This is a genomic window from Isoptericola halotolerans (assembly GCF_013149785.1).
Classification (GTDB): Bacteria; Actinomycetota; Actinomycetes; order Actinomycetales; family Cellulomonadaceae; genus Isoptericola; species Isoptericola halotolerans.
Genome location: NZ_JABEZU010000004.1, coordinates 338132 through 354674 on the forward strand (window position 1 = coordinate 338132; position 16543 = coordinate 354674).

8 protein-coding genes are annotated in these 16543 nt (G+C 75.3%); 3 read left to right on the top strand and 5 right to left on the bottom strand.

The genetic code is table 11. The annotated features are described in order from the left end of the window. Positions 1–105: 105 nt before the first annotated feature. From HDG69_RS16240 to HDG69_RS16250, 3 genes are read left to right on the top strand one after another with little or no spacing between them, the layout of a single operon-like run. Positions 106–3057 (top strand): response regulator, encoded by a 2952-nt coding sequence (locus HDG69_RS16240; protein ID WP_171784868.1) that lies wholly within the window; start codon positions 106–108, stop codon positions 3055–3057. Then, a complete protein-coding gene (locus tag HDG69_RS16245; RefSeq protein ID WP_171784869.1) occupies positions 3054–3557 on the top strand; it encodes a pyruvoyl-dependent arginine decarboxylase in 504 nt (167 codons plus the stop codon). Before HDG69_RS16240 ends, HDG69_RS16245 begins: the two co-directional genes overlap by 4 nt. Further along, complete coding sequence (locus HDG69_RS16250; RefSeq protein WP_171784870.1) at positions 3550–4089, top strand: hypothetical protein; 540 nt, start codon at positions 3550–3552, stop codon at positions 4087–4089. The genes HDG69_RS16245 and HDG69_RS16250 overlap by 8 nt, the downstream gene beginning before the upstream one ends. Here HDG69_RS16250 and HDG69_RS16255 read toward each other — a convergent pair. From HDG69_RS16255 to HDG69_RS16275, 5 genes are read right to left on the bottom strand one after another with little or no spacing between them, the layout of a single operon-like run. Beyond that, entirely contained in the window at positions 4037–4585 is a 549-nt protein-coding gene (locus HDG69_RS16255) for a flavin reductase (protein WP_171784871.1), read from the bottom strand. The genes HDG69_RS16250 and HDG69_RS16255 overlap by 53 nt on opposite strands. Further along, positions 4582–6372: an ABC transporter ATP-binding protein gene (locus tag HDG69_RS16260; RefSeq protein WP_171784872.1), complete on the bottom strand. Its 1791-nt coding sequence runs from the start codon at positions 6370–6372 to the stop codon at positions 4582–4584. Before HDG69_RS16260 ends, HDG69_RS16255 begins: the two co-directional genes overlap by 4 nt. Further along, positions 6369–8144, bottom strand: coding sequence for an ATP-binding cassette domain-containing protein (locus tag HDG69_RS16265; protein ID WP_171784873.1), 1776 nt, complete (start codon positions 8142–8144; stop codon positions 6369–6371). The genes HDG69_RS16260 and HDG69_RS16265 overlap by 4 nt, the downstream gene beginning before the upstream one ends. Next, complete coding sequence (locus HDG69_RS16270; protein ID WP_171784874.1) at positions 8141–14797, bottom strand: non-ribosomal peptide synthetase; 6657 nt, start codon at positions 14795–14797, stop codon at positions 8141–8143. Before HDG69_RS16270 ends, HDG69_RS16265 begins: the two co-directional genes overlap by 4 nt. A 55-nt stretch (positions 14798–14852) precedes the next feature. After that, positions 14853–16481, bottom strand: coding sequence for an AMP-binding protein (locus tag HDG69_RS16275; protein ID WP_171784875.1), 1629 nt, complete (start codon positions 16479–16481; stop codon positions 14853–14855). Positions 16482–16543 lie beyond the last annotated feature (62 nt).

Genomic DNA, 16543 nt, shown 5'->3' on the forward strand with positions numbered 1-16543 from the left:
GACCGTACCGCGCGCGCGCCCCGCGCGCCCGTCACACCACGTCAGGACGCCGTCGCCCGCCCGCGAGGACGCGCGTCGGGAGGGGTGGTCCCCTACGCTCGGGCCATGGGCGAGGCTCGAGGCGCGACAGCACGGGCGTACGGCGCCTTCCTGCGCTGGAGCTGGGCCACCGGGGCCGCCTTCCTCGTGATCGCCGTCATCCTCGCCGGACCCTTCGCTGCGTCCCTGCGCGAGATGACCTCCTGGACAGCCCTGGTGGTGGCCGCCATCCTGGCGTCGTTGAGCTGTGGCTGGCGTGCCGCCCGCTCGACGGGGCGCCGTCGCCGCGCCTGGGGGGCGCTCTCGCTCGGTGGCGCCGTCGGCCTCCTGGGCAACGTGTACGCCGGCGTCGTCGGCGACCCGGCGACGGGCGACATCGCCTACATCGCCGCGCTGCTGCTCGGCATCTTCGGCCTCGCCTCCTTCCCCACCGTGCGCCCGCGCGGCCAGGAGGTCGTGCGGATGCTGCTCGACGGCGTCGTGGTCGGCGGGTCCGTGCTGTACATCGCCGTCTTCGCCGTCGTCCTCGGCGAGCGCGACTTCTCCGCGGAACCGGCCCTGAGCGCCTACGTCCTGCCGGTGGTCGACGCGCTGCTCGCCACTCTCGCCGTGCTGGTCATGACCCGCTCCAGCGCCGGGGAACGGGTACCGCTGGCGCTCGTCGGTGGCGGGTTCGTGCTCTTCGCCGTCTCCGACGTCTCGTTCGCGCTCGTCTCCGCCACGGGCGGCTTCGCGTTCGGCAGCCCCGTGGACCTGGGCTGGGTCGGCGGGTACACCGCCATCGCCGTGGCCGCCCGGCACCCGGCGGCGTCCGGCAGCCCGGTCGACACCCGACGGCGGGACGGCTCGCCGGTGCTCGGGACCGTCGTGACGTTCCTGCTGTTCCTCGCCGCCGCGCTCGTCCGCGTCGTCCAGTCGGGGGCGAACTTCCCCTGGGTGGCGAACGCCCTGTGGATCGCCGTGCTGGTGGCCGTCGTGGCACGGCAGATCCTCGTGGTCGTGGACAACGAGTCGCTGCGCCACGGCCTCGAACGACGGGTCGAGGAACGCACCGCACAGCTGCGCGCGCTCGCCGGAGAACGCGAGCGCACCCTCGAGTCGGTCGCGGACGGCATCTACGGCGTCGACGCCGCGGGCCTGCTGACCTTCGTCAACGCCGCCGGAGCCCGAACCCTCGGCGCCACCCCGGACGACCTGATCGGGCGCTCCGCGCACGGGACGTTCCACGCGCCGAAGTCCGACGGAACACCGTTCTCGGCCGAGGGGTGCTACATCACCGAGGCGGTGCGTGACGGCGTCACCACCACCTCCGAGCAGGACGTCTACCGGCGCCTGGACGGCAAGGTCGTCCCGGTCGAGGTCACCGCCAGCCCGCTGCGCGACGACGGCGTGATCCGCGGTGCCGTCGTCGTCTTCCGCGACGTCACCGAGCGCCGCGAGCTGGAACGCATCAAGGACGAGTTCGTCTCCGTCGTCAGCCACGAGCTGCGCACCCCCCTCACGTCGATCCGTGGCGCGCTGGGTCTCCTGGACAGCGGCGTGCTGCAGGAGACGCCCGAGAGGGCACGCCGCATGGTCCACATCGCCCTGACCAGCAGCGAGCGCCTGGGCCGGCTGGTGGACGACATCCTCGACATCGAGCGCATGACCGCCGGCACGACACCGCTGGAGCTGGCCGACCACGCGGTGGACGAGCTGGTGGCCACCGCGGTGGAGCAGGTCGTGATCCTCGCGGAGAACGCCGGGATCACCCTCGAGCACGTACCGTCCGACGAGCACGTCAGGGCCGACGCCGACCGGATCGTGCAGACCCTCGTCAACCTGTTGTCCAACGCGGTCAAGTTCTCCCCGGCCGGCAGCACCGTGCGCACCAGCGCCGCCCCGGTCGGAGACATGATCGAGGTGCGCGTCGACGACCCGGGGCGTGGGATCCCGCCCGCGAAGCTGGAGGCCGTGTTCCGCCGCTTCGAGCAGGTCGACGCCTCCGACGCCCGCGAACGCGGCGGCACCGGGCTCGGCCTGCCCATCGCCCGCAGCATCGTCGACCGGCACGGCGGCCGGATCTGGGCCGTCAGCGACGGCGTGGGGACCGGGACGAGCGTGCGGTTCACGTTGCGGCGCGGCGGACGCTCCAGCGCTCGCCCCGGGACGGCACGACCCGGGAGCGCCCCCGCGGTGCGAGCCCCGCGGCCGACGGCGGTGCAGCGGGCCGGCGCGGACGGCCGGGACCGCCCCCGCGTGGTCGTCGTGGACGACGACCCGTACGTCGTGGAGGTGCTGAGCGCCCTGCTGGAGGACCGCGGGTACGAGGCCGTCGGCATCACCGACGGTCGTGCCGCCCTGGAGCTCGTCGCCGAGGAGCACCCCGCGGCGATCGTCCTCGACCTGGCGATGCCCGGTACGGACGGGGCGGAGGTGCTGGCCGAGCTGCGGCACGCCGCCGCGACGGCACGGGTCCCGGTCGTCGTGGTCTCGGGGACCGATCCGGCCGACGCCCGGGAGACGGCCGTGCTCGCCGACGGGTGGCTGGTCAAGCCCGTCGACCCGGCCCGGCTGCTGAGCACGGTGCGGGACGTGATCCGGCTGCGTCCCCACCACGAACGGATCCTGGTGGTCGAGGACGACGACGACCTGCGCGGGGTCGTGGCCTCGGTGCTCGAGGGCGGCGGGCTGATGGTCACCCAGGCACGCACGGCCGGCGAGGCCCACGAGGCGCTGTCCGTCGTGCGACCGGACCTGGTGGTGCTCGACCTGATGCTCCCGGACCGCCCCGGCCACGAGCTCGTGGAGGCGCTGCGGCGCGACGGCCGCCTGCAACGGGTACCGATCGTGGTCTACTCCGGTGCGCAGCTCGACGCGCGGGAGCGCGAGGACCTCCGTCGAAGCCGTACTGTCTTCCTGGCCAAGGAGCACGTGGCCCCGGAGCAGCTCCTCCACCCCGTGCTCGACCTCCTTGACGCCGTCGCCGGCCGACCCGGCGCCGATCCCCCCGACGACCCACCCTCGAGGACCTCATGACCGACCCTCTGACGATCCGTGTCAGCACCGGCACCGGCACCGGCCGGACCACCCTCGCGGCCTTCGACGCCGCCCTCGTCGCCGCCGGTGTCGGCGACTTCAACCTGGTCCGGCTGAGCTCGGTGGTCCCGCCGGGCAGCACGATCCTCGACGTGGACGCCGCAGGACAGCTGGCCGGGCAGCACGGCGACGCGCTCTTCTGCGTGTACGCCGAGGCCCACGCCTCCCTGCCGGGCCACGAGGCGTGGGCGGGCGTCGCCTGGTCACGGCGCGACGACGGCAGCGGCGCCGGCCTCTTCGTGGAGCACGAGGGCCCCTCGCACGAGCAGGTCGCGACCGACCTGACCCACAGCCTGGAGGACCTGTCGGCCACCCGCGGTGGCGCCTACCACCCCGAGGGCCGACGCGTCACCGGCATCACCTGCGACACGCTGCCGGTGTGCGCCGTCGTCGTCGCGACCTTCCGGCGCGCCGGGTGGGAAGGTCTGGCCGATGGCTGACGTCACGATCGAGCCCGTCGTCCAGGGGCCGGTCGCCGACCGCTTCTGGGAGCTGTACCTCGAGGCCTTCGAACCCCTGCGCACCCGTGCCGCCGCACGGCACGTGCTGCACCGCGAGGAGTTCGACGACGAGATGGCCGACCCCCGCATCCTCAAGCTGCTCGCCCACGACGACGCCGGCGAGTCGGTCGGGCTGACCACGCTCGCGACCGACCTCGCCGCCGTGCCGTGGGTCAGCCCGGAGTTCTTCGCCGCCCGGTACCCCGAGCACGCCGCCCGCGGAGCCGTCTGGTACGTCGGCTTCACCCTCGCCCACCCGGGGCGCCGGGCGACCCGCACCTTCATGGACATGATCGACGCGCTCGTCGCCCACCTGGCCGAGCACCGCGTGGTGTGCGCCTACGACGTCTCCCGGTTCAACGACGACGGCCTGCGGTTCGCCGACAACCTGCGCCGCCACCTCGAGCGCACCCAGGACGTCACCGTGGAGACGGTCGACCGGCAGACGTACTACGCGACGACGTTCCACTGATTCCCGTGACGCTGCCGTAGGCGCGCTGGTGGTGCACGAGCGGGTCCGACGACGGGCCCTCCAGCACCTCCGACACCTGCACGACGAACAGGTCGCTCGCCCCGACGTCGTGCACCGCGACGACCCGCCCCAGGAGGCTCCACCGGGCGCCGGGCACGTGCGGGCGGCCGGCACCCCCGGCGACGGTGCTCGCGTCCCAGCGCCCCGGGTCGCCCCGGCGCGCGTACCGGTCGGCGACATCCCCCTGCCCGGCGCCGAGCAGGTTCACCGAGATCTCCGGCGTCCGGCGCAGCGCCGCCAGCCGGGAGGAGCGGCGGTCGACGCAGAAGACCAGCAGCGGCGGGTCGAGCGACGCCGCGTTCACCGAGGTCACCGTCATCCCGCCCGTCCCGTCCGGCCCGGACCACAGGACCACCGAGACCGCCGCCGGCTGGTCGGCGAACACCGTGCGCAGCCCGGTCCCGAGGGAGACGAGCTCTTCCGGCGGGCTCGTCACGACGCGTCCACGAGCTGCCAGCCGGCCGCCTCCTGCTGCGTGGTCCACAGCCGTCGGTAGAGCCCGTCGACGGCGACGAGCTCGTCGTGGCGACCGCGCTGGACGACCCGGCCGCTCTCCAGGACGACGACGGCGTCGGCCTCGACGACGGAACGTAGCCGGTGCGCCACCACCACGACGGTGCGGGTCTCGGCGAGACGACGCAGCCCGGCGGTGATCGCCTCGTCGTGGACGGCGTCGAGCGAGGACGTCACCTCGTCGAGCACCAGCACCGGCGCCCCGGTGAGGACAGCGCGGGCCAGCGCCACCCGTTGCCGCTCGCCGCCGGAGAGCATCGAGCCGCGCGGCCCCACCGGGGCGTCCAGGCCACCGTCCCGGGTCGCGACCAGCTCGGTCAGCCCTGCCTGCCCGACGGCGTCGAGCAGCTCGGCCTCGCTCGCCCTCGGCCGGCCCACCTGCAGGTTGTGCCGCAGCGAGCCGTCCAGCAGCACGCAGTCCTGTGGGACGACCGCCACGAGGTCGAGCAGCTGGTCGGCGGAGAACCGGCGCACGTCCGTGCCGGCGACGGTGACGACGCCCTGCGTCGCGTCGGCCGTGCGGGCGACCAGCATGGCCAGCGTGGTCTTTCCCGCCCCCGAGGGCCCGACCAGGGCGGTCATCCCCGGAGCGGAGACCTCCAGGTCGACGTCCCGCACCGCCCACTCCGCGTCCGGGCCGTCGCCGTAGCGGTGCGAGACCCCCTGGAAGGCCACTGGCACGGCAGCACCCGGTCTACCGCCCGGCGCACCGTCGGGCAGCGGTACGCCGTCGTCCGCCGGAGCAGGCTGCCCGTGCCCGGCGTCCCGCGCCGCGGCGAACACCTCGTTGAGCTGCGCCAGGGAACGTCGGGTCATCCGCATCCCCGCGGCCAGCGCCGCGGCGGCGGAGACGGCGTCCACCACCCGCAGCCCCAGCACCAGCACCGCCAGCAGCTCGACGACACCCGTCGCGCCGTCCGCGAACCGCACCGCTGACACCCCGACCGCGACCAGGAAGACCGCCGTGGTGAGGAGCTCGTGCACCAGCACGGCGGGCACCGCCACCCGGATCAGCCGCCGGTCCGCGGCACGCTGCGCCACGAGGGTGTCGCCCAGCCGCCCGCGGTCCTGCGACAGCCTCCCGAAGGCGCGCAGCACCGGCTGCGCCCGGACGAACTCCAGGACGCGCTCCGCCGTCGTGTCGGCCAGGTGGTGCCGACCGCCGTCGGCCGCCGCCACCATCCGGTCGGTGAGCAGGATCGACGCCACGAGCAGCGGCGTGCCCGCGAGGAGGACCAGGCCCACGACCGGGTCGACGACGAGCAGCCCGCCCACCAGGACGACCGGGGCCACCACCGCCGTCACCAGCGGGCGCAGGAAGTGCGCGGGGACGTTCATCGTGGCGGTCACCGTCCCCCCGGCGAGCCGCGCCACCTCACCGGACCGGCCGCGACGGAACCAGGACCGGGGCAGCCGGTCGACCGCCGCGGCGAGGCGGGCCTGGAGCGCCCGGCCGATGTCGGCACCCACCAGGAACGCTCCCCGCTGGACCAGGACCGAGACCGCCGTGGCGGCCAGGGCCACCACGATGAGCACGACGAGGGCTCGCAGGGGATCTGCGGCCGACGGCACGAGCACGGCGCGCAGCAGGGGGACGAGGCACAGCAGGGCGCCCGCCTGCAGCCCCGCGGCGAGGACCATCCACCCCACGAGGCGCAGCACCGGCCCGCGGTGCTGCGGTCCGAGGGCCTGGAACATCTCGGCGATCATGAACGCGCCTCCATCGGTTCGGCGTCGGCACCGGTGGCGCCGTCGTGCCCGTGCGCACGCCAGAGCGCCGCGTAGCGCCCGGCGTCGTCGGTCAGCAGCTCGTCGTGCGTCCCGCGCTGGACCACGCGCCCGTCGTCCAGGACGACGATCTGGTCGACGTGACGGACGGTGGACAGGCGGTGCGCCACCACCACGACGGTGCGCCCGCGGGCCAGGTGCGACAGCGCCCGCTGCACGTGCGCCTCGGACTCGGCGTCGGCGTAGGCCGTCGCCTCGTCGAGGACGAGGACGGGGGTGTCGGCCAGCAGCGCCCGTGCGACGGAGATCCGCTGCGCCTCGCCCTGGGAGAACTCGACGTCGCGGCCGATCTCCGCGTCGTAGCCGCGCGGTTCCGCCAGGACCCGGTCGTGGATGCCGGCCGAGCGTGCCGCGGCGACCACGTCCTCGCGCCCGACGCCGGGGCGACCGCACGCGACGGCGTCGTGCACGCTGCCGCGCAGCAGGACGACGTCCTGGAAGACGAAGCCGACCCGTGCGTACAGCTGCTCCGTCGTCAGGTCGCGCAGGTCGACGCCACCGAGCGTGATGCGGCCGGAGTCGACGTCCTCGAACCGGGCCAGCAGCGCGGCCAGCGTCGACTTGCCCGCCCCCGAGGCGCCCACGACGGCGGTGACCGTCCCCGGCTCGCACCCGAACGACACCTCGTGCAGCACGGGGCGCTCGGCGTCGTAGCCGAACGTCACGTCCTCCAGCCGCAGGCCGTGACCGTCCGGCTCCGCCGTCGCCCGGCCCGGGGTCGGCATCGTGGGCAGGTCCAGGACCTCCTGCACCGACGCGGCGGCCGCCATGCCGCTGCGCAGCGCCGGGAGCCTCGTCCCGACCGTGCTCACCGGGGCGGTGCACAACGGTGCCAGCACGACCGCGGGCACCAGCACGGGCACGACCGCCGCGACGTCCGTCAGCCCCGCCGCGACGAGCCCGACGGCGGTGAGCACCACGACGAGGATCGCGGTGAGCGGCAGGGCGAGGACGAAGGCGACCGCCGTCGTCGTGCTGGTCTGCCCGACCCACGAGCGGAAGAAACCGTGGAAGTCCTCGCCGGCCTGCTCGAGCCGCCGTGCCTGACCGCCGCGGCGGGCGTAGAGACGCACCACGTCGATGCACTCCACCGTCTCGACCGCGGCCCCGTTGAGCTCTGCCATCCGGCGCCCGAACTCGGCCATCCGCTGCCCGGACCCGCGCATCGTGGCCTGGAACGTCCAGACCGCCACGACGACCAGCACGAGGAGCGGCAGCCCAAGGAGCGGCCGCGTGGCGAGCAGGTAGACGAGCACCGTCACCGGGACGGTCACGGCTCCCACGGCGTCGAGCAGCGCGTGCGCGACGAGGTGGTGCATCGACCCGGTGTCGTCCTGCACCGCCTTCTTGACCCGGCCGGCGTCGGTACCGGCGAACCAGCCGAGCCGCACCCGGGAGAGTCGGTCCACCAGACGCGCCCGCAGCGAGAGCTGCAGGTCGCTGTCGGCCAGGTGGCTGACCGTCGTCGCCGCCCCGACCAGCACCGCGGCGGCGAGCAGCGCCGCACCGGCCCAGCCGACGCTCGCCACGACCTCGGCACGGCCCACCGGAGACCCGCCCGTGGCCGCGTCGGCGGCCCGGGCGCCCAGCTCGGCCAGGACGATCAGCGCGACCGTCCCGACCACGCTCCCCGCCGCCTGCAGCACCGTCGCCGTGAGCAGCCTGCCCCGGACCGGCCCCAGTACCTGTCTCACAGCGCACCCTCCTCGATCTGTCCCGCGCCGAGCCGTGACAGCTCGGCCGCGACGGCGTCCACCGTGGGCTGCTGCAGGAAGGCACGGACCGTGTAGTCCACGTCCCACCGCCGGCCGGCCGCCTGGACGAAGCGCAGCGCGGCGAGGCTGTTGCCCCCGGCGGTGAAGAAGTTCGTCCGGTCGCCGTCGACGACGACCCCCACCTCGGCCCACAGCCTGGCGACCTCGCCGGCCAGCCCGACGAGCTCGGCCGGCTCGGCCGGCACCGCGCCGGGGTCGCGTCCGGCGCTGTGCCCGGCGGCGTGCCCGGCGAAGGTGGCGGCGAGCTCCGCGGCGACGGCGGCACGATCCAGCTTGCCGTTGGCTGTCAGCGGCAGCTCGTCGACGGCGACCACCCGCGCGGGGACGGCGGACGGCGGCAGGTCCTCGCGCAGCAGGTCGCGCAGCGCGGTCTCGTCGACCTGCGCCTCCGCTCCGGTGGTCACCATCGCCAGCAGCCGCGACCGGTCGTCGGCCAGGACGGCGACCCCTCTCTCGACTCCCGGGAGACGTTCCAGCGCCGCCTCGACCTCGCCGAGCTCGACCCGGTGCCCGCCCACCTTGACCTGGGCGTCGCACCGCCCGCAGAACTCCAGGGTGCCGTCCGGCCAGTAGCGGCCCAGGTCACCGGTCCGGTACCAGCGGCGTCCGGCGTCGACGACGAACTTCTCCGCCGTGAGCCCGGGGTCCCCGCAGTAGCCGCGGGCCAGGCCCGCGCCGCCGATCCACAGCTCGCCGACGACGCGGTCGGGCCGGTCGCGACGCAGGTCGTCGACGACCCGGAACTCCTGGTTGGACAGCGGGCGCCCGTACGGCACCGACGGCCAGTGCGGCTCGGCCCGGTCGAACGGCTGAGCGTTCGACCAGATGGCCGCCTCGGTGGCGCCGCCGAGGGCCAGCAGCCGGGCCTGCGGAGCCTGTGCCGCCGACCGCTCGGCCAGGTCCAGGCCCACCCAGTCGCCGGAGAGCAGCACCTGACGCAACGAGGCGAGCGAAGCGGACCCGTCGTGCCGCTCCGCCACGCCGAGCAGCAGGTCGTACAGCAGGGGGACGCTGTTCCACCACGTCACCCCGTGGAGGCTCACGAGCTCGGCCCAGCGCTCCGCGTCGCGCCGGTCGGCCTCGCTCGGCAGCACCAGCTCCGCGCCGACGGCAAGAGTGCCGAAGACGTCGAACACCGACAGGTCGAAGTCCAGCGCCGCCGAGCCGAGCACCACGTCGTCCGCGGTGAGGCCGCAGCGCTCGACCAGGTCGTCGACGGTGTTCGCCGCCGCGGCGTGCGTGATCTCCACCCCCTTCGGCTCCCCGGTCGAGCCGGAGGTGAAGATGACGTAGGCGACCTCGTGCGGGTCCCCGGCGTGGGGAGCGCCGAGCGGCTCCGCCCCCGTGAGGTCCTCGAGACCCTCGACCGTGTGCACGAGCCGGGCCGACGCCGCGATGCGGCCGACCCGCGCGGGCGGCTGGTCGACGCCGACCGGGACGTACGCCCCGCCGGCGGCCAGCACGGCGAGCGCCGCCAGCACCTGGTCGGGGCCCTTCGGCATCCGCACCCCGACGCGGTCACCCGGTCGGACCCCCCGGTCCCGCAGCGCCCCGGCGAGCTCGAGCACCCGCGGGCGCAGGTCGCGGTGGCTGACCGTGGTCCCGTCGGCCCCGCGCAGCGCGACCCCGTCGCGCCCGGTCGAGGCGTCCAGCACGGCCCCGTGCAGCGTGCGGGGCTCGCGCACCACGGCGGTGTCGTTGACCTCGTCACGCACGGCTCGCTGCCCGATCGGCAGCGTGTCCAGCACCCGGGCGACCCGCTCGACGACGGAGTCGTCGTCCTGGGTGCAGGCCGTGATCGCGTCGCGGTACAGCGAGAACATCGCGTCGACGACGCCGTCGGCGAAGAGCCCGACGACGGAGTCCCACGTGACGAGCAGACCGCCCTCGGACTCGGTCACCTGGTTGTCGAGGGTCACCTGCGGCGACTGGGAGATGCCGTGGACACGGCGCCCGAAGGACGGCGACATGTCCATGCCGACCCCCGGGCCCCCGACGCCGAGGCCGCTGGTGAACACCACCGGGACCGACTCGAGGCGGCCGTTGAGGCGGGTGAGCTCGCGCAGCAGCCACGAGGACTCCACCTCGCGGTGGTCCAGGTCCTCGGCGAGCCTGGCCTGCAGGGCGGTGGCCGCCTGCTGCCAGTCGGCGCCGTCGCCCGGTCGGTAGTCCGCGAGGGACACGGTGGTGAAGTCGCCGAGGACGCGGTAGATGTCGGGGTGCACCTCGCGCCGGTTGAACATGGTCAGCGTCACCGTCAGGTCAGCGCGGTCGCTCCACCGGCCGAGGACGTGCGCGTACAGCGCGAGCAGCACCGTCGACGGGGTCAGCCGCAGCCGGCGGGCGAGCTGTTGCAGGCGTCCCCAGTCCTGCGGGTCGAGGCGGTGCTGGCGGCGCTCGAACCGCGGTGCCGCCTCGTCCACGGTGCGGCTCAGCGGGAGGGTCGGCCCGGGCGGCAGCTCGGCGAGCCGCCGGCGCCAGTACTGCTGGTCGGCGTCGACGGCCGCCGGGTCGGGGCGGTGCTGCAGCACGTAGTCGCGGAAGGACAGCTCGATCGGGGCGAGCTCGGCGCCCGGGTCCCCGACGAGCAGGTCGAGCTCGGTGAAGAGCGTCATGATCGACAGGGCGTCGAACACGATGTAGTCGAGCCCGACCGCCAGGCGCTCCCCGTCCGGGTGACGGACGAGCTCGAGGTGCCACAGCGGCGGCCGGGACAGGTCGAGCATCTGGTGGGACCACTCGTCGCGCAGTCGTCCGAGCTCGGTCGCGGACCCCACCTCGCGGACGGGCAGCTCCCACTGCTCCCCACCGGGCAGCTCCGGGTGGATGGTCAGCATCCCGTCGGCGGCGACGCTCGTGCGCAGCATCTCGTGGCGCGCCACGAGCCGGCGCCAGGCGCCCTCGAGGGCGGCGACGTCGAACCCGCCGGGTGGGGGGTCGAACTCGGCGTACTGCCAGGTGCCGACCCCGCCCAGCGGCAGCGCCGGGTCCCGGCCGAGCAGGTAGGCCTGCTGGACGTCCGTGCCGGGGAAGGGCAGGTGCCGCTCCTCGGGTCGCGGCTCGACCGGCCGGACGACGCCGGACGCGACACCCCGCCCCGTGACGTGCCCGTCGCCTCCGGGGCCTTCGCCGGGCTCGACCGGCCAGGTCAGGGACGCCGCGTACTCCGCCAGGCTGGTGGCGCGCAGCAGCGCGGAGACGCGGGCGCCCTGCGCCCCCCGGCGGCGCAGCGCGGCCGTCGCGCGCGTGGCGAGCAGGGAGTCGCCTCCCAGGGAGAAGAAGTCGTCCCCGCAGCCGATCGGCCGCGGCGGGTCGAGCAGCTCGGCCCACACCTCGGCGACCTGCCGCTCCGAGGCGGTGCCGGGGGGCCTCCCGGCCGTCCCGCCGCCGCCCTGGTCGCCGTCGAGCGCCGCGTCGACCAGGGTCTCGACCGCGGAGCCGAGGACCTTGCCGTTGGCCGACAGGGGCAGCTCGGGGACGACGACCACGGGGTCGCAGACCATGTACCCCGGGACGGCCTCGGCCAACCCGGCGCGCAGATCCTGCGCGGACGGCCGCGGCTCGCGGGCGGCGACCACCGCCGCGAGGCGGGTCGCCCCCCGCCGGTGCACGGCCCGCACGGCGGCGTCAGTGACACCGGGCATCGCACGCAGGGCGGACTCGATCTCCCCGGGCTCGATGCGGTGGCCGAGCAGCTGCAGCTGCGCGTCGCGGCGGCCGTGGAACAGCAGCGTCCCGTCGTCGCGGTACGAGGCGAGGTCGCCGGTGCGGTACCAGCGCTCGCCGTCGACAGTCACGAACTTCTCCGCGGTGGCCTCCGGGCGCCCGCGGTACCCCTCGGCGAGCCCGGCACCGCCCATCCACAGCTCGCCGACCACCTCGTCGCGGCAGTCCTCGCCGCGGTCGTCGACCACCCGGCACCGGACGTTGTCCAGCGGCACGCCCCAGGGGACGCCGTCGGGCAGCGCGCCGGCGGGGGAGCCGATCTCCGCGACGGTCGAGTGGATCGCCGCCTCTGTCATCCCGCCGAGCGCCAGGAAGCGCCCGCGGGGCGCGACGGTGTGGAAGCGGTCGGCCAGGTCGGTGGGGACGAGGTCCCCGCCGAGCAGCGCGGCGCGCAGCGTCACGTCGGAGGTGTCCGACGGCGCGGCGGCCAGCAGCAGCCCGAGCAGCGCGGGCACGCTGTTCCACACGGTGACGCGGTGCTGCCCGATCAGCCGCCACCACGCCTCCGGGTCCCGGCGCTCGTCCTCGCCGACCAGCACGGCGGTGCCGCCCACGGCGAGGGGGGCGAACAGGTCGTAGACGCTGAGGTCGAACTCCAGCGCGGACAGCGCGAGCGTCGCGTCGTCCGGTCCGAGCCCGAGGTGCCGGTTGAGCGCCGCGATCGTGTTCATGGCGGCCGCGTGGCTGACCTCGACGCCCTTGGGCTCGCCGGTCGAGCCGGAGGTGAACAGGACGTAGGCCGGGCGGCTCCCCTCCGTGGCCGGGTCGCTGCGCGGCCCGCCGTCCGACCCGCCGTCCGACCCGTCCTGGGGGGCGGACGCGACGGCGTCGTCGTAGGTGGTGGCGTCGATCGTCGCGACGACGTCCCCGACGCGCCGCATCGTGGCCGCGCGCGCCGCCGGCTGGTCGACGCTGATCGGCAGGTACGTCGCGCCCGCCCGCAGCACGCCGAGCACGGCCACCGCCTGCGCGCGACCCTTCGGCAGCGTGACGGCGACGGTGCGCCCCGCGCCGACGGACCGCGCGCGCAACCACGCGGCCACCCCGGCGCTGGCCGCCGCCAGCTCGGCGTAGGTCATCGTGCCGTGCGCGTCGGCCACGGCCACCCGGTCCCGCCACGCGGGGTCCAGCTCGGCCACGGTCGTGTGCAGCAGCTGCGGGGGGTGGGCGACGGCGGTGTCGTTGACCCGGTCACGCACCTGCCGCGACGTCGCGGGCAGGCCGCCCGGCGCGGGCCGCTGCCACGCTCCGGGATCGGCCAGCAGGTCATCGATCAGGGAGCGGTAGAAGGCGAAGGCCGCGTCGGCGACACCGTCGCGCAGCACGTCGTCGCGGACGTCCCAGTTGACCAGGAGCCCGTCGCGGAACTCGGTGACCTGCGCGTCCAACCACACCTGAGGACCTTGGGAGATGATCCAGACGGGCTCGCCGAACGTCTCGCACACCGTCCGCTCGTAGAGCTCGCCCAGGCCGATCGCGCTGGTGTAGACCACGGGCGCCAGCACCGGCGCCCCGTCCTGCCGTGCCTTGTCCCGCAGGACCTCGACCCCCGGGTGGCTGCCGTGCGACACGGCCTGCGCGAGCCCGTCCGCGACCGCGCGGGTCCGGTCCGCCATCGTGGCGGGACGGCGCAGGTCGACCTCCAGGAGGACCGACGACGAGAAGTCGCCCACGAGCGCGCCGACGTCCGGGTGGATCTCGTCGCGGCCGAAGAGCGGCAGGTTGAGCACGAAGTGCCCGCTGCTGCTCCAGGCGCCCACCGTCTCCGCGAAGACGGTGGCCAGCACGGCCGCCGGGGTGACGCCGTGCTCGGCGGCCCGCCGCCCGAGCGTCTCGACCTGCTCCGGGCCGAGCCGGTGGTGCAGGCGACGGCTGCGCGCCGGGCGGTCGCCGGCCGCGGCAGCCACGGGGAGCTGCGGCCCGCCGGGCAGCGTGCCGAGGCGGCCACGCCAGTACTCCGCGTCGGCGCGGCGGTCGTCCGTGCGGTCGCGGTGCTCGGTGGCCAGGTAGTCGGCGAACCCCAGGCCGGGCTCCGGCCGGGCGGCCACCTGCTCGGGCTCGGCGTACGCCGCGCGCAGGTCCGCCAGCAGGATGCGCATGCTCAGGGCGTCGGCGGCGACCATGTCGAGGTCCAGGTGCAGCCGGGTCCGTCCGCCCGGCAGGAGGCTGAGCGCCACCATCAGCACCTGCCCGGCCGCGATGTCGAGGTGCTGGTGGGTGTAGCGGTCGCGCAGCTCGTCGAGCCGCGCGGCGACCGCCGCGTCGCCGAGTGAGCGCAGGTCGTGGACCTCGACGTCGCCGTTCGGGCTCGCCGCCGGCTCCCCGCCGACGGGCGTGGTGACGGCCAGCCCGTCGTCGCCGAACCGGGTGCGCAGCATGCCGTGGCGGGTGACGAGCACCGCGAGCGCCCGGCGCAGCCGGGCGGGGTCGACGTCGCGCCCGTCGAGCTCGACGTAGTAGTGCGCGGCGACGCCTCCCCAGGGCTGGTCCGGGTCGCGGCCGATCCAGTACGCGTGCTGCATGGTCGCCAACGGGTAGGGCTCGCCGTCGGGCACGCGCAGGACGTCGGTCCCGGGCGCGGCAGGGGCTGTCTCCTGCGGGGGCGTGACGATCCGGGACCACTCGCGCAGCGTGGGGGTGGCAGCCAGCTCGTCGAACCGGGCGCGGACGCCTTGGCGGCGCCAGCCGCCGATCAGCCGGATCAGGGCGAGGGAGTCGAGCCCGTGCGCGAAGAGGTTGTCGTCGTCGCCGGGAGTGCCGCCGGTGTCGGGGAGGGCGGCGGTGACGGTCTCGCGCAGCCACCGCGGCACGGCGGGCTGGTCGGTGAGGGTGGCGGGCTCGGTCATCGCAGCAGGGCTCCCGGTCGGTCGCGGTCGAGGGTGGGGTGCGCGGCGAGCCGGGTCACGGCCGGACGGCCTCGCGCAGGGCGGCCTTGTCGATCTTCGCGACGGCGGTCAGCGGGACGTCGTCGACGATGGTGAAGCTCTCGGGGATCTTGTAGGCGGCCAGGCCGCGCTCGCGCAGGTGCACGCTCAGGGCCGCCGCGTCGGGGGCGGGGCCGCCCGGCCGGGGGCGCACGGCCGCGGCCACCCGCTCGCCGTACAGCGGGTCCGGCACGCCGAAGACGGCCGCGATCTCGACCAGCGGGTGGGTCACGAGGTGACTCTCGACCTCGGCGGGGGCGACCTTCTCGCCGCCCCGGTTGATCTGTTCCTTGACCCGTCCGACGACGACGAGGTGGCCGGAGTCGAGCCGGCGCACGAGGTCGCCGGTGCGGTAGAAGCCGTCGGGGGTGAACGCGACGGCGTCGTGCTCGGCGGCCCGCCAGTACCCCCGCAGCGTGTACGGCCCGCGGGTGAGCAGCTCGCCCGGCTCACCGGGGGCCACGTCCCGGCCCTCGCCGTCGACGACGCGCACCTCGTCACCGGGCGACATCGGCACGCCCTGCGTGGTGGTGACGAGCTCGTCCGGGTCGTCCAGGCCCGTGTAGCAGATGAGCCCCTCGGCCATGCCGTAGACCTGCTGGAGCGTGGCGCCGAACGCCGGGCCGACCCTCGCCGCGACGTCGTCGGGCAGGCGTGCGGAGCCGACGTCGACGACCTGCACGCTCGAGGTGTCCCGGCCGCCGAAGCCGATCTCCTCGACGTACAGGCCCGCCAGGGGCGGGTTGAGCGTCAGGGACGTGACCCGCTCCGCCTCGACGAGGTCGAGCACGGTGTCCGGGCTGGGGTCTCGCGCCAGCACGACCGTGCCGCCCGCGCTCAGGGTCCCGAGCGCGCCGGGGCAGCACCAGGAATAGTTGAAGGCGACGGGCAGCGCAGCCAGGAACACCGTGTCTGGGCCCATCCCGCACCGTTCGGCGCTGAGCCGTGCGTTGTAGAGGTAGTCGTCGTGGGTGCGGGGGATGAGCTTGGGCAGCCCGGTGGTCCCGCCGGACAGCAGGAGCAGGGCGAGGTCGCGGCTGGAGACGGCGAGGTCGGGGACGGCAGGGTCGGCCGCGGCGAGCAGCCGGTCGTAGGCGACGGCGTCGCGATCGCCGACCTCACCCACGATGACGACCAGCGGCGCCTCCCGGCCGGCCCGGACGCGCGCGGCGGCGAGGTGGTCCGCCAGGGTGCGGTGGTCGAAGCCCTGGTGGACGTCGGTGGTGACGTAGGCGCGGGCGTCGGCGAGGTCCGTCAGGTGCTCGAGCTCCGCGGACCGGTGGGCGGGCATCGCATGGACGGGGACGGCCCCGAGGTGCTGCAGCGCGAACCAGGTCGTGAGGAACTCGGCCACGTTCGGCAGCTGGACGACGACCCGGTCGCCCCGCCGGACGCCGTGGTCGGCGAGCCCGCCGGCGACGGCGCGCGACTCGGCGACGAGGTCGGCGTAGGTGAGCCGGCGGCGGTGGTCGACGACGGCGACGTGCTCGGGGCGACGTGCCGCCCAGCGTCCCAGCGCGGCCGAGAAGGTCTCCCCGGCCCACCACCCGGCCTGGTGGTAACGCTCGGCGTCCTCGGCGGGCCAGCCCGGCCAGTCCTTGCTCACGACGGTCCTCTCCTCCCGGTGACAGGTGCGGCGCACCGTGGGGGCCGCATCCCCGGGGCAGC